At 74.2% G+C, this 13018-nt stretch carries 15 protein-coding genes; 4 read left to right on the plus strand and 11 right to left on the minus strand.

Annotated elements, in window-relative coordinates:
- Nucleotides 1–3 precede the first annotated feature (3 nt).
- The gene (locus ABD345_RS13440; protein WP_380276484.1) at nt 4–1038 is read left to right on the plus strand and encodes a right-handed parallel beta-helix repeat-containing protein; all 1035 of its coding nucleotides are present in this window, start codon (nt 4–6) and stop codon (nt 1036–1038) included.
- 42 nt (nt 1039–1080) lie between these two features.
- Nucleotides 1081–1836, plus strand: a complete 756-nt coding sequence (locus ABD345_RS13445; RefSeq protein WP_344552236.1) for an SDR family oxidoreductase — start codon at nt 1081–1083, stop codon at nt 1834–1836.
- Nucleotides 1837–1967: 131 nt separating this feature from the next.
- Here the strand turns inward: ABD345_RS13445 and ABD345_RS13450 are convergent, their stop codons facing one another.
- The 9 genes from ABD345_RS13450 to ABD345_RS13490 form a co-directional block, all read right to left on the minus strand.
- Nucleotides 1968–2603 (minus strand): Asp23/Gls24 family envelope stress response protein, encoded by a 636-nt coding sequence (locus tag ABD345_RS13450; protein ID WP_344552237.1) that lies wholly within the window; start codon nt 2601–2603, stop codon nt 1968–1970.
- Nucleotides 2600–3250, minus strand: coding sequence for a DUF6286 domain-containing protein (locus ABD345_RS13455; protein ID WP_344552238.1), 651 nt, complete (start codon nt 3248–3250; stop codon nt 2600–2602). The genes ABD345_RS13450 and ABD345_RS13455 overlap by 4 nt, the downstream gene beginning before the upstream one ends.
- The gene (locus ABD345_RS13460; RefSeq protein ID WP_344552239.1) at nt 3247–3579 is read right to left on the minus strand and encodes a hypothetical protein; all 333 of its coding nucleotides are present in this window, start codon (nt 3577–3579) and stop codon (nt 3247–3249) included. Before ABD345_RS13460 ends, ABD345_RS13455 begins: the two co-directional genes overlap by 4 nt.
- Nucleotides 3579–3770 (minus strand): hypothetical protein, encoded by a 192-nt coding sequence (locus ABD345_RS13465; protein WP_344552240.1) that lies wholly within the window; start codon nt 3768–3770, stop codon nt 3579–3581. Before ABD345_RS13465 ends, ABD345_RS13460 begins: the two co-directional genes overlap by 1 nt.
- A gap of 46 nt (nt 3771–3816) precedes the next feature.
- On the minus strand, nt 3817–4302 hold the full coding sequence (locus ABD345_RS13470) for an Asp23/Gls24 family envelope stress response protein (protein WP_344552241.1): 486 nt from the start codon (nt 4300–4302) through the stop codon (nt 3817–3819).
- Nucleotides 4303–4412: 110 nt separating this feature from the next.
- Nucleotides 4413–5213 carry an enoyl-CoA hydratase/isomerase family protein gene (locus ABD345_RS13475; RefSeq protein ID WP_344552242.1) on the minus strand — a complete coding sequence of 267 codons (801 nt, stop codon included), beginning with the start codon at nt 5211–5213 and terminating at the stop codon, nt 4413–4415.
- Nucleotides 5214–5452: 239 nt separating this feature from the next.
- Nucleotides 5453–5686 carry a helix-turn-helix domain-containing protein gene (locus ABD345_RS13480; RefSeq protein ID WP_344552243.1) on the minus strand — a complete coding sequence of 78 codons (234 nt, stop codon included), beginning with the start codon at nt 5684–5686 and terminating at the stop codon, nt 5453–5455.
- Between the two features lie 364 nt (nt 5687–6050).
- Nucleotides 6051–7649: an ABC-F family ATP-binding cassette domain-containing protein gene (locus ABD345_RS13485; protein WP_344552244.1), complete on the minus strand. Its 1599-nt coding sequence runs from the start codon at nt 7647–7649 to the stop codon at nt 6051–6053.
- 178 nt (nt 7650–7827) lie between these two features.
- Complete coding sequence (locus tag ABD345_RS13490; protein WP_344552245.1) at nt 7828–8742, minus strand: PQQ-binding-like beta-propeller repeat protein; 915 nt, start codon at nt 8740–8742, stop codon at nt 7828–7830.
- 199 nt (nt 8743–8941) lie between these two features.
- Between ABD345_RS13490 and ypfJ the strand changes: the two genes are divergently transcribed.
- The gene (gene ypfJ, locus ABD345_RS13495; protein WP_344552246.1) at nt 8942–9829 is read left to right on the plus strand and encodes a KPN_02809 family neutral zinc metallopeptidase; all 888 of its coding nucleotides are present in this window, start codon (nt 8942–8944) and stop codon (nt 9827–9829) included.
- A gap of 105 nt (nt 9830–9934) precedes the next feature.
- Entirely contained in the window at nt 9935–11017 is a 1083-nt protein-coding gene (locus tag ABD345_RS13500) for a glycoside hydrolase family 26 protein (protein ID WP_344552247.1), read from the plus strand.
- Here ABD345_RS13500 and ABD345_RS13505 read toward each other — a convergent pair.
- A complete protein-coding gene (locus tag ABD345_RS13505; RefSeq protein ID WP_344552248.1) occupies nt 10994–12175 on the minus strand; it encodes a GNAT family N-acetyltransferase in 1182 nt (393 codons plus the stop codon). The genes ABD345_RS13500 and ABD345_RS13505 overlap by 24 nt on opposite strands.
- On the minus strand, nt 12172–12834 hold the full coding sequence (locus ABD345_RS13510; protein WP_344552249.1) for a YveK family protein: 663 nt from the start codon (nt 12832–12834) through the stop codon (nt 12172–12174). The genes ABD345_RS13505 and ABD345_RS13510 overlap by 4 nt, the downstream gene beginning before the upstream one ends.
- Between the last annotated feature and the right edge of the window lie 184 nt (nt 12835–13018).

Below are 13018 nucleotides of genomic sequence, written 5' to 3' on the forward strand. Positions count from 1 at the left end.
GCCATCGGCGCCGTCCCGTCCACCCCGCCCTCCTCCTCCGCCCCGGCCACGCCCTCCCCGTCCGCCACCGCCTCCGCGTCGCCGTCCGCCCCCACCCCGACCCCGACCCCGTCCGCCTCCGCGTCCCCGTCCGCCTCCGCGTCCCCGTCCGGGGACACCGTGCGGGTCGGCACCGCCAAGGAGCTCCAGGCCGCGCTGAGCGCCGCCGTCCCCGGCCGCACCATCCAGCTCGCCGACGGCACCTACACCGGCAACTTCAAGATCACCACGCCGGGCACGGCCGCCGCCCGGATCACCCTGACCGGCTCGCCGAACGCGGTGCTCAGCACCACCACCGGCGGCGGCTACGGCCTCTCGCTGACGGGCGCCTCCTACTGGACCGTCCGGGGCCTCACCGTCACCGGCGCCCAGAAGGGCATCATGGTCGACGCCTCCGACTACGTGGTGCTCGACGGCGTGACGGTCCACCACACCACCATGGAGGGCGTGCACTTCCGCAACTCCTCCAGCCACGGCGTGCTGCGCGACTCGACCGTCCACGACACCGGCACCGCCCACGACGGCAAGGGCGAGGGCGTCTACGTCGGCACCGCCAACACGCTCACCGACAAGAGCGACTACGTGCAGATCGTCGGCAACACCATCGGCCCCGGCATCGGCGGCGAGAACATCGACCTCAAGGAGGGCACCACCGGCGGCCTGGTCTCCGGCAACCGCTTCGACGGCAACGGGCTGACGAACGTCAACTACGACGACTCCTGGGTCGACGTGAAGGGCAACGACTACGTCATCGAGAACAACACCGGCGTGCGCACCATGAACGACGGCTACCAGACCCACACCCAGCAGCCCGGCTGGGGCTGCCGCACCGTCTTCCGCGGCAACGCCTCCGACCTGACCGGCGCGAACGGCGCCAACGCCGCCAAGTACGCGATCGACGTCACCAACTACTCCGCCGACTGCCCGACCACCGTCACCGCCGACAACACCGTCACCGGCGGCGCCGCCCTGGTCAACCCGGGCGTCCCGGTGGGCTGACCCGCCGTCCGGGATCCGTGCCGACCGGCGAGAATGGTCGGCATGGATCTCGGACTCAAGGACAGGGTGTACGTGGTCACCGGTGCGACCCGGGGACTCGGCCACGCCACCGCCCAGCAGCTCGTCGCCGAAGGCGCCAAGGTGGTCGTCACCGGCCGCACCGCAGCGGCCGCCACCGCCGCCGCGGCCGCCCTCGGCGAGAACGCCCACGGCGTCGGCGCGGACAACGCCGACCCGGCCACCCCGCAACGCCTGATCGACGCCGCCCGCGACCGCTTCGGCGGCTTCGACGGCGTCCTGATCAGCGTCGGCGGCCCCGCCGCGGGGCCGGTCGCCACCGCCACCGACGAAGCCTGGCGCAGCGCGTTCGACTCCGTCTTCCTCGGCGCCCTGCGACTGGCCCGCACCGCCGCCGAACAGCTCACCGACGGGGGCGTCATCGCCTTCGTGCTGTCCACCTCGGTCCGCCAGCCCATCGGCGGCCTCGGCATCTCCAACGGCCTGCGCCCCGGCCTCGCGATGGCCGCCAAGACCCTCGCCGACGAACTCGGCCCGCGCGGCATCCGCGTCCTCGGCCTGCTCCCCGGCCGGATCGACACCGACCGCGTCCGCGAACTCGACTCCCTCGCCGCCGACCCCGCCACCGCCCGCGAGACGGCCGCCGCCGGCATCCCGCTGCGCCGCTACGGCACCCCCGAGGAGTTCGGCCGCGCCGCCGCCTTCCTGCTCTCCCCCGCCGCCTCCTACCTCACCGGCCTGATGCTCCCCGTCGACGGCGGCGCGATCCGCAGCCTGTGACACCGGTACGAGACCAGGGGCGCGAGGAACTGCGCGGCCGACCGGGCACGCAGAGCCGGATCGCGAAGCAGGACGAGAGCTCGCACCGTCCCGCGCCCCCGGTTTCGCCTCGGTGCGCCCCGCCTCCCCGGCTACTGCACCCGCGGAGCCTTCTTGCGGGACCGCTCCCGGCGGGGCTTCGCGCCGCGCAGGCGCAGTTGGGCGGGCAGCACCGCCAGGCCCAGTGAGCGGCGGGCGTGCTCGACCGGCCCGGCCCGGTAGGCGGTGACCAGGGCGCCGGTGTCGGCGCCGGGGGCGAGTCGCAGGGCGGTGTGCACCTCGGGGCGGCGGGCCGCGCCGGTGACCTTGACGGTGACCCGTTCGACGTCCGGCAGGGCGACGGTCTCGGCCTCGATCGCCTCCTCGACGGCCCGGCTGCGCACGTGCAGGGCGAAGTGCGGTTCGCCGGACGCCGCGGGCGAGGGCAGGTCGACGCCGGCCGGGCCGCCCCGGTGCAGCTGGGAGAACAGCCACCACAGGCAGCCGAGGATCACCAGCGCGGGGACGGCGATCGCCACCGGCCACCACCAGTCGCGGTCGGTCCAGCGGGTGCGGCTGGCCTCGCTGAGCACGGGCTGGTCGGGCGAGGTGAGCGGCCACCAGTCGGGCGGGGTGATCCCGAGGTGCCGGTAGGCGTCGAGTCCGCCGAGCAGCACCAGTGCCCCGCCCGCCAGCAGGCCCAGTCCGACCACGGCCAGCAGGGTGCGGTTGACGGCGCGTCGGCTCATCGGGGCGGCTCCAACTCGGCGAGTTCCCGGCGGTGGTGGCGTTCGTGGAGGGGTTTGGTGCGGACGTCCAGCCGGTGCGGTGCGGCCAGCGGGATCCGGGCGAGTTCGGCGCGCAGTTCGCGTTCCGCGCCGGCCGGGTCGGCGCTGCCGGTCAGGGTGACCCGGGTGCGCCGCCGGCCCACCTTCACCTGCCAGGAGTGCACGTCGCCGCGCTGCTGGGCGCGCCGGGCGATCAGCGCGGCGACCGCCCTGCGGTGGATCGCGGCGCCGCGCGGCTCCAGTGCGAGCCAGCCGCGCAGGCCGCGGGCGAAGGCCAGCCGGAGCAGCAGCAGCCCGAGCACGACCGCGCCGCCGGCGATGCCGAGCACCCACGGGTCGTCCAGGTGGCGGGTCGCCAGCTGCTCCGACAGTTCGCGCCGCCACGGCCTGGCCCGTCCGCCCGCGCGCACCGCGATCACGTCGTACAGCAGCGTCCCGGCGGCCACCAGCAGCACGGCCACCACCAGCGCGGTCGGCACCGCGCGCTGCGAGCGCAGCCACCGCCCGGCCCGCCGCCGCCTCGCCTCCAGCCCGCTCGCCCCGCTCCCGTGCGCGTGCACCGGCTCGGGTGCGGGCCCGGCCGCCGGCTGCGGCCCCGACTCGGTCATGCGGCGGCCGCCGGGTGCAGGCGGTCCACGATCACGTCCGCCCCGGTCACCGGGGTGCCGGTCAGTTCGGTGACGGTGCGGCAGGCGGCGTCCCGGGCCGTGCGGGCCAGCGTGCCGACGTCGGACGGGAAGGGCAGTTCCAGGTGCAGCGTCAGCCGGACCCGGCCGTGCGAGAGGAGCGCGGAGACCTTCGGGTAGGGGCCCGGGCCGGGCCGGTCCTGCCAGGCCGGCGCGAGCGCGTCGGCGGCGGCGCGGGCCGCGATCCGCCGGTAGACCCGGTCCGCGACCCGCTCGCCGCCGCGCTGCGCGACCACCCCCGGGTGGGCCATCAGCGCCGCCGGTCCCGGCCGCGCAGCAGGTCGCCGAGGTCACCGAGTTCGATGTCCCCCTCGATCAGCCGCCCGACCACGAAACCCACCGCCCCGAGCACCGCCACCAGCAGGAACGCGGCGAAACCGCCGAAGTATCCGGCGAAGCCGAGGGCCATGCCCGCGAGCAGGCCCACCACCGCCAGGTTCATCCACTGCTCCTTCGCGTTCCTGCTCGGCACACGGGACGGTCAAGACTCACTGCACGCGGGGACGCTTGCCGGAGGACGGGGAGTCGTCCTCGTCCTCGTCCTCGTCGGGGTCGTCGGGCAGGTGGACGTCGTTCACGGCGATGTTCACCTCGACCACCTCCAGGCCGGTCATCCGCTCGACCGCCTCGATGATGTTCGCCCGCACCTCGGCGGCCAGCTTGGGGATCACCACCCCGTACTCGACCACCAGCGCGATGTCGATGGCGGCCTGCTTCTCGCCGACCTCCGCCTTGATCCCGCGCCCGACACCGGACTTCGAGCTCGAACCCGGCACCCGGTCCCGCATCGCACCGAACGTCCGGGAGAAGCCCGATCCGAGCGCGTGGATCCCGGACACCTCCCGGGCCGCCATGCCGGCGATCTTCTCCACCACCCCGACGGCGAGGGCGGTCCGGCCGCGCTCACCGCTCGGCCGGGCTTCCGTGGTGCTCTTCTGCAGGTCAGCGGGAGTGGGGGCGTGGGGCTGCGTCATCTCGGGTCTCCTGACGTTCGAAACCAGCTATATCGCAAATCACCCCAACCCTGACATCACGCCACGCCCGGCGCACCACAAGTGCGTACAACCGGGGCCCCGTCCCGCCGTCAGAGGCCGGCGAGGTCCCGGAGGCGGCGGGCCTGGGCTTCGCGCTCGGCGGCGCGCTGCCGGTCGTAGTCGCGGTCGGTGGCGCCGCGCAGCAGGGCCTTGGTCTCGATCACGGCGCTGCGCGGGGCGGCCAGCAGGGCGGCGGCCAGGTCGGCGGCGGCGTCGTCGAGGTCGCCGGCGGGGACGGCGAGGTTGGCGAGGCCGGTGGCGACGGCCTCCTCGGCGCCGACCCGGCGGCCGGTGGCGCAGATCTCCAGGGCCCGGGCGTAGCCGACGAGTTCGGTGAGCGGCTTGGTGCCGGCGAGGTCGGGGACCAGGCCGAGGGAGGTCTCCTTCATGGCGAACTGGACGTCCTCGGCGACGACCCGCAGGTCGCAGGCGAGGGCGAGCTGGAAGCCGGCGCCGACCGCGTGGCCCTGAACGGCGGCGATGGTGACCAGGTCGTTGCGGCGCCACCAGGTGAAGGCGTCCTGGTAGGAGGCGATGGCGGCGTCGAGTTCGGCGTCGGTCGAGGCGGCGAGCTGCAGGAAGCCGGTCTCGCCGGGGATGCCCCCGGGGGTGAACATGGCGCGGTCGAGGCCGGCCGAGAAGGAGCTGCCCTCGCCGCGGAGCAGGACGACCCGGACGCTGCCGGGCAGGGCCCGGCCGACCGCGGCGAGGGCGCGCCACATCGCGGGGGTCTGGGCGTTGCGGCGGGCGGGGTCACAGAGGGTGACGGTGGCGAGTTCGCCGTCCAGGTCGAGGCGGACGCCGGCCTTCTCCCACGCGGTGCGGTCGGCGTCGGGAACGTCGGTGGTCATGGCGGGGCTACCTTCCAGCGGCAGGGCGTGGGCACCCGTCGACCCCGACGGGCTACTGGAGGGTAACAAAGCCCCCGGCGCACGTACAGCAGGTGCGGCGGGGGCCGGGAACGGCGGACGGCGGCTCGGGAGACCCGGCCGCCGGTCCGTGGTGGAGCGTCGTGCGTGGTGAGCAGCGCGTGAACGGGGCGCGGGCGGACGGGGCTGCTCCGGTGTCGTCCGCCCGGGCTGACGGACCGTCAGGAACCGGTGACGGCAGTGGCCTTGCCCTTGCCGCGGGTGGCGCCGCCACGGCCCCGGAGGTTGACCCCGGACTCGCTGAGCATCCGGTGGACGAAGCCGTAGGAGCGGCCCGTCTCCTCCGCGAGGGCGCGAATGCTCGCCCCGGAGTCGTACTTCTTCTTGAGATCGGCCGCGAGCTTCTCACGCGCGGCACCTGTTACCCGGCTGCCCTTTTTCAGAGTCTCGGCCACCCGTGCCTCCTCGTAGAGGTGATCGGTCAGATTCCCATGATCACCCATTGCCCCGTTCCTGGCCACCCATTCGACAAGGTCCGTCGCGGGAAAGCGGGGGCGAGTGGTGGTGCGCGCTCCGCACCAGGGCGCTCACGGAGGGTGCGCACGCCCCTCCGCAATTCGCTCCGGTGAGCGAATCCGCTGATCAGCACGGACCGTCAGCGGGCAAACCGCGCACGGCCGGACGGGAGCCGGGAACGCCCGTCCCGGCGGCCCGGGCGTCGACGCGGGACGAGTTTTCCTCGTACCGGAAACGGACCCCGCGTCTACGCGCGAGGTCCGTGCGGTGGCCCGGAGCGGGCCGGTGGGCGGCCGGGCGGGGTCAGGCGAGCGAGACCAGGTCGTGGTAGGCGGGGCTCCACAGGTCCTCGACGCCGTCGGGCAGCAGGATGATCCGCTCCGGCTGGAGCGCCTCCACCGCGCCCTCGTCGTGGGTGACCAGGACCACCGCGCCGGTGAAGGTGCGCAGCGCGCCGAGGATCTCCTCGCGGCTGGCTGGGTCGAGGTTGTTGGTGGGCTCGTCGAGCAGCAGCACGTTGGCGCTGGAGACCACCAGCGAGGCCAGCGCGAGCCGGGTCTTCTCGCCGCCGGAGAGCACCCCGGCCGGCTTGTCCACGTCGTCGCCGGAGAACAGGAAGGAGCCGAGGATCTTGCGGATCTGCACCAGGTCGGTGTCCGGCGCGGAGGAGCGCATGTTCTCCAGCACGCTGCGCTCGGGGTCGAGCGTCTCGTGCTCCTGCGCGTAGTAGCCGATCTTCAGGCCGTGGCCGGGGATCACCTCGCCGGTGTCCGGCTGCTCCACGCCCGCCAGCATCCGCAGCAGGGTGGTCTTGCCCGCGCCGTTGAGGCCGAGGATGACGACCCGGGAGCCGCGGTCGATCGCCAGGCCCACGTCGGTGAAGATCTCCAGCGAGCCGTAGGACTTCGACAGGCCCTCGGCCGTGAGCGGGGTCTTGCCGCACGGGGCCGGGTCCGGGAAGCGCAGCTTGGCGACCTTGTCGGAGACCCGGACCTGCTCCAGCCCGGAGAGCAGCTTCTCGGCGCGGCGGGCCATGTTCTGCGCGGCGACCGTCTTGGTGGCCTTGGCGCGCATCTTGTCGGCCTGCGAGTTGAGCGTCGCGGCCTTCTTCTCGGCGTTGGCGCGCTCGCGCTTGCGGCGCTTCTCGTCGTCCTCGCGCTGCTGCTGGTACTGCTTCCAGCCCATGTTGTAGATGTCGATCGCGGAGCGGTTGGCGTCCAGGTAGAAGACCTTGTTGACGACCGTCTCGACCAGGTCGACGTCGTGCGAGATGACGATGAAGCCGCCCTTGTAGGTCTTCAGGAAGTCCCGCAGCCAGGCGATCGAGTCCGCGTCGAGGTGGTTGGTGGGCTCGTCGAGCAGCAGGATGTCGGCGTCCGAGAACAGGATCCGGGCCAGCTCGACCCGGCGGCGCTGGCCGCCGGAGAGGGTGTGCAGTTCCTGGCCGAGGATCCGGTCGGGCAGGCCGAGGGCGGCGGCGATGGTGGCGGCCTCGGCCTCGGCGGCGTAGCCGCCCTTGGTGAGGAACTCGGTCTCCAGCCGGGCGTACTTCTTCATCGCGTTGTCCCGGGTGGCGCCCTTGCCGTTCGCCATCCGCTCCTCGTTCTCGCGCATCTTCTTCAGCACGGTGTCGAGGCCGCGGGCGGACAGGATGCGGTCCCGGGCGAGCACGTCGAGGTCGCCGGTGCGCGGGTCCTGCGGGAGGTAGCCGACCTCGCCGGAGGAGGTGACCGTGCCGCCGGCCGGGAGGCCCTCGCCGGCCAGCACCTTGGTCAGCGTGGTCTTGCCCGCGCCGTTGCGGCCGACCAGGCCGATCCGGTCGCCCGGGGCGATCCGGAAGCTGGCGGACTCGATCAGGATGCGGGCACCGGCACGAAGCTCCAGGGCGTTCGCGGAAATCATGGCTGGGGTCTCTCCTCGACGTGGGTATGGCACTCAGCCATTGGGTCCAAGTCTACGGGAGGGCGGGAAAGCCTTTTCGCGGCGCCGGACCCGACGGCCCGCCGGCGCCCGGGGCCGGGCCCGGACGGCGGCGGGCGCCGCCCGGGCCGGGACGGTCAGCGGTCGGTCGACCCGCCGGTCACTTGTCGCAGGTCGGGCGGGCCGCCGCGAACGGGGCGGCGGTGCTGCCGCAGCCGGTCTCCCGGCCGCCCAGCGTGGTGTCGTACACCCAGCTGCCGATCACCGGGCCGTCCTCGATCGAGACCCGGTGGCCGTCCAGCGGGCGCAGCACCACGTCGGGGCCGGTGACCAGGAAGTTGCCGTGGTCGGTGAGCGAGAACACCGCGACGCCGCCGGGCAGTTGGCGGGAGCCGGAGCCGGGGGCGGACGGGCACAGCCGCGGGACGAGCACCGCGTCGTCGGTCGCCGCGGCGCGGGCCGGCAGGAACTCGCAGCCCGTCGGGGGCTGGGAGTTGAAGCGCAGGTCGCCGTCCCGCTCGCGGAAGCCCATCAGCAGGCCGGGGGTGACCACCGTCACGAACGCGTCGTTGACCTGGTCCGGGGACGGGCGCAGCGCGTCGGCCGCGCGCCGGGTCATCTGCTGCTTGCGCTGCGTCTCGGTGCGGTCGGCCGCGTCGGGCTCGCCGTCGGCGCGCAGCCAGTCGGCCAGGCCGGGGACGCTGCGGTGCCAGCGCACCGAGTGGTCGGCGGTGTCGACCGCGGTGATCATGCCGTCGTCCCAGACCGCCACGACGTCCCCGGCGAGCCGGGTGAGGTGCAGCGCGGTCGCGCCCTCGCGGCGGTAGGACCACAGGCGCTCGCCGGTGCTGGTGGAGTACACCTCCACACCGGGACCCACCCGGAAGTCGGCCTGCTCCGTGCCGGTCGACTGCGCGCTGACCGGGCTGGCGTCCGCGGCACCCGGGACCACCCGGTCGCCGAAGGGCTCGGGACGGTTGGCGTGGGCCGCCGCTCCGGCCGCGAGGACCAGCAGGACGGCGGCGGCGGGCAGGACCGATCGGGGCGACAGGCTTCTCAGCGGGTTGAAGGACACGGGCGGAGTTTATCGGGCGGGTACTGACAGGGCCGCAGGGTTTAGCGGCCCGCGCGCCCGGGCGTGTCCCCGGCCCGGGACTTTATCCGGCCCTGACGCGTCCCGGCCCGACCTGCGGCGGGGCCTTTCCGGCGCATGACCGGGGCCGGTTAGGGTACGCGTCCGACGGCCCCACGGACTGTTACAGAGGTGAGACGGAATGCAGTTCGACGACGAGGCGGAACTCGACTCCTCGCAGGTCCAGGACCGGCGCGGCATCCCCGGCGGCGGGCTGGCCGTCGGCGGCGGCGCGATCGGCATCCTCGGCCTGGTCGTGGCGCTGGTGTTCGGCCTGGACCCCGGCCTGTTCGGCACCGACGGCCAGAGCGCCGCGCCACCGGTCGGGAAGGCCACCAGCTCCGCGCAGCTGGCCTCCGCCTGCAAGACCGGCGCGGACGCCAACGCGCGGCAGGACTGCCGGGTCCTGGCCGTGGTCAACAGCGTCCAGACGTACTGGCAGGCCGACTTCGAGGCCCGCGGCCGCACCTACACCCGGGCGCAGAGCGTGCTGTTCACCGACCGGGTGGCCACCGCCTGCGGCACCGCGACCTCCGCGGTCGGCCCCTTCTACTGCCCCGGCGACCACAAGGCGTACTTCGACCTGGGCTTCTTCGACGACATGGGCCGCCAACTGGGCGCCCAGGGCGGGCCGTTCGCGGAGGCGTACGTGGTGGCGCACGAGTACGGGCACCACGTGCAGAACCTGCTCGGCACCACGGACAAGGTCGGCGGGGACCGGCAGGGCGCCGACAGCGCCTCGGTGAAGCTGGAACTGCAGGCCGACTGCTACGCGGGGGTGTGGACGCACCACGCCACCACCACCCCGCAGCCCTCCACCGGGCGGCCGCTGATCAGCCGGCTGACCGACCAGGACATCGCGCTGGCCCTGGACGCGGCCCAGTCGGTGGGCGACGACCGGATCCAGCAGCGGGCCACCGGCCGGACCAACCCGGAGACCTGGACGCACGGCTCCTCCGCGCAGCGCCAGCAGTGGTTCACCACCGGCTACCGCACCGGCGACATGACCGCGTGCGACACCTTCGGCTGACCGGCTCCCGGGTTGACCCGTTGGGGTGACTTGGGGCATTTATGACGGTCCGTCAGGCTAGGCTCCTGGGGCCGGAATCGTCCCCTGGACCCGTACGGAGAGCCCATGCGTCTCGGCCGCCTGACCCTGGCCGCGGCCGCGCTGCTGCTGGTGACCACCGCGAGCGTGCCCTCCGGCACCCCGATCAGCCAGACCGAGCGCCACGCGGCGCTCTCCTCGGACGCGATCCAGCCGCGCGGCGCGGCCCCGCGGCCGGTGGTGCAGCGGGCGGTGCACGAGGTGCCGTTCGGGGCGTTCGTCGGCTCCTGGGACAACTACATCCCGAACATCGCCCGGATGTCCTCCTGGCTGAACAACGCCAACATGCAGGTCGGCCACACCTACCTGGCGGGCAACGGCTGGCAGGACGTCGAGGGCGAGCCGATGGTGCTCGGCCTGTGGTCGCAGTGGCGGCAGTCCGACCCGGGGCGGCGGCTGGTGCTGGGCGTGCCGATGCTCGTCCCCAACGAGGGCAACGTGCCGGACGCCGAGGTGGCCCGGCTGCTGGCCCGCGGCAACCAGGGCGAGTTCGACCAGCACTTCCTGCGCCTCGCCCGGAAGCTGGTCGCGTTCGGCGGCGGCGACACCGTCATCACCCTCGGCTGGGAGATGAACGGCGTCACCTACACCTCGCGCTGCAAACCCGACCCGACGGCCTGGAAGGCGTACTGGCGGCGGATCGTCGGCGTGATGCGCTCGGTGCCCGGCCAGCACTTCTCCTTCGACTTCACCCCCACCCGCGGGCTGGACGCGATCCCCTGGACCCGCTGCTACCCCGGCGACGACGTGGTCGACATCATCGGCATGGACAGCTACGACCAGCCGGCCGGCGGCACCTTCGACGAGTACGTCTCCGAGCCGTACGGGCTGCAGGACCAGGTGGAGTTCGCCGCCAAGCGCGGCAAGCCGGTCTCCTACCCGGAGTGGGGGCTGTTCCGCAACGGCGACAACCCCGAGTTCGTCCGGCGGATGGTGGAGTGGATGCGCACCCACGACACCGCCTACCAGACCGTCACCGACTACTGCCCGCACGGCTTCTGGCAGTGCAAGGACAACCCGAAGTCGGCCTCGGTGTACCGCCAGTTGATGTCCGGCTCCTCCGGGGCGGCCGGGCCGCTGAAGACCTCACCGCAGTCGCCGCTGCGCTAGCGCCTCCTTCAGCTTCGGCATCCGGGTCCGCAGGACGTGCACGGCCGCGATCCGGGCCCGGACCCGCAGTGCGCGGGCGACCGCGGCGGGGGCGAGGCGGCCCGGGCCGAGCACCAGGCGCTGGTTGGGCAGTTGGTCGGGACGCCAGCGCTGCTTGTACGGCTCCTGGCCGCGCAGCAGGCTCAGTTGCGGTATCCCGGCGGTGCGGGCCTCGTCCAGCGCGGCGTTGAACAGCATCCCGGCGATGTCCACCTTGTCGCGCAGCTTCGGGTGGGCCCCGTACATGTAGAGGCCGCCGAACCGGGTGCCCAGGATCACCAGGTTCACCGCCAGCACCTCGCCGTCCAGCTCGAACCGGTGTATGGCCGCCCGCCCGGTCGCCACCAGGCCGGTGGTCGACTCGGTCAGGTGCTCGGCGAAGCGCGCGGTGCGGTGCTCCGGGGTGACCCCGCGGTCCTGCCACTGCAGCATGTGCAGCCGCAGCAACTCGCTCACCGTGTACGGGACTTCCTCGACGGTCGCGGAGTGCACCCGCACCCCCGACTGGGCGATCTTGCGGAGCTTGACCCGACTGCGCTGGGCGCTCTTGCCGGGCAGCCGCTTGAGCAGCTCGTCCATCGGGACGGCCGGCAGGTACTGGCACAGCGAGTCGGCGTACCGGTGGCGGCGGCCGCGCCAGTGCGCGTACACCCGCTGCACGGCGGCCGACGGGTGCACCTCGCGCAGCTCCAGGCTGTGCCAGGGGCGGCGCAGCGGGAGCGCGGCGGCCAGCTCGGCGGCGGCCCGGTCGGCGCAGTCGTCGTCGAGCAGCACGTCGGTGAAGTCGACCAGGCCCGCGCCCAGGTTGGTCAGCCCGCCGAACGGGCCGCGGCGGCGCAGCGCGGCGGCCCCGACCAGCCGGCCGTCCCGGCGGACCAGCACCAGCACCAGCGCGCCCGGGCGGCCGTAGCGGCGCCACCAGGAACGCAGCCAGGGCGCGGCCTGGAAGGCGGTCGCGGTGGTACACCGGCGGTGCAGGTCGTCCCAGTCGTCGGCGAGCCGGTCCAGGGCGTCGTCGGCGCGCAGCACCTCACTGGTCCACCGCTCGCGGTCGGCGGCGTCCCGGGCCGGCTGGGCGGGCACCCGGGGGCCGGCGCCGGGCCGCTGGCGGAGCTTCACCGGGCACCCGCCGGGGCGGGCCGCTCGGCCGGCTCGGCCGGCTCCGTGTGCGGGGCGGGCTTCGGCTCGGCCTGGCCGGGCAGCGCCGCCCCGACGGCCGGCTCGCCCTTGCGGCGGGTGAGCATCACCAGCGTGCCGAGCAGCACGCCGGCCGCCGCGCCGACGCCGGTGTCCAGGGCCGCGGACGGCGAGGACGGGGCGTCCGGCTCGGCGGCGGGGGCCAGCGGGACCAGCCGCACCCCGGTCTCCTTGCTGCTGGTGTTGCCGAACGCGATCAGCGACTTGGCCACCGCGTCGGCGTTCTTCACCGCCTCCGCGCCGCGGACGCCGGTGCCGGTGATCTCGATCACCGGCGCGTCCGGCGAGGTGGTGCCGCGCACCAGCCCGGCCAGCTCGGTCACCGAGTGACCGGTCTCGGCCGCCGCACCGATCAGCACCTGCGGCTGGCCGGTGAGCCGACCGTACGCCTGGGCGAAGTTGACCGCGGTGGAGTTCTCGCCGGGGTTGTTCGGGACCACCACCACGTACGAACTGGCGGCGTAGCTGGGGTGCGAGACGGCGGCGTATCCGGCACCGGCCACCGCACCGAGCGGAACGGCGACGGCCAGCGGCCACCAGCGGCGGACCAGCGCGCGGGCGCTGCGGCGGGGTTCGGGCATCGGTGACTCCAGGGAGGTCGTAGGGGTGAACTCGTCGCTGCGCGACGGCGCGGCGCGAAGCGGGGAGGAAGGCGGGGAAGGACGGCGGGACGGGGCGGGAGGGGGGGGAGGGGCACCGGCGGGGAGGAGCGGTGCCCCGGCCGGGGCTACCCGCTCGACCCCCGGCGGCACCCGGCGGCACCCG

It is taken from the genome of Kitasatospora saccharophila (assembly GCF_039529925.1).
GTDB lineage: Bacteria > Actinomycetota > Actinomycetes > Streptomycetales > Streptomycetaceae > Kitasatospora > Kitasatospora saccharophila.

Coding starts and splice junctions, on each gene's coding strand:
- ABD345_RS13445 (WP_344552236.1), top strand. CDS start 1,081: ATGGATCTCGGACTCAAGGACAGGGTGTACGTGGTCACCGGTGCGACC.
- ABD345_RS13460 (WP_344552239.1), bottom strand. CDS start 3,579: ATGGCCCACCCGGGGGTGGTCGCGCAGCGCGGCGGCGAGCGGGTCGCG.
- ypfJ (WP_344552246.1), top strand. CDS start 8,942: ATGCAGTTCGACGACGAGGCGGAACTCGACTCCTCGCAGGTCCAGGAC.
- ABD345_RS13470 (WP_344552241.1), bottom strand. CDS start 4,302: ATGACGCAGCCCCACGCCCCCACTCCCGCTGACCTGCAGAAGAGCACC.
- ABD345_RS13450 (WP_344552237.1), bottom strand. CDS start 2,603: ATGAGCCGACGCGCCGTCAACCGCACCCTGCTGGCCGTGGTCGGACTG.
- ABD345_RS13485 (WP_344552244.1), bottom strand. CDS start 7,649: ATGATTTCCGCGAACGCCCTGGAGCTTCGTGCCGGTGCCCGCATCCTG.
- ABD345_RS13510 (WP_344552249.1), bottom strand. CDS start 12,834: ATGCCCGAACCCCGCCGCAGCGCCCGCGCGCTGGTCCGCCGCTGGTGG.
- ABD345_RS13455 (WP_344552238.1), bottom strand. CDS start 3,250: ATGACCGAGTCGGGGCCGCAGCCGGCGGCCGGGCCCGCACCCGAGCCG.
- ABD345_RS13500 (WP_344552247.1), top strand. CDS start 9,935: ATGCGTCTCGGCCGCCTGACCCTGGCCGCGGCCGCGCTGCTGCTGGTG.
- ABD345_RS13475 (WP_344552242.1), bottom strand. CDS start 5,213: ATGACCACCGACGTTCCCGACGCCGACCGCACCGCGTGGGAGAAGGCC.
- ABD345_RS13465 (WP_344552240.1), bottom strand. CDS start 3,770: ATGAACCTGGCGGTGGTGGGCCTGCTCGCGGGCATGGCCCTCGGCTTC.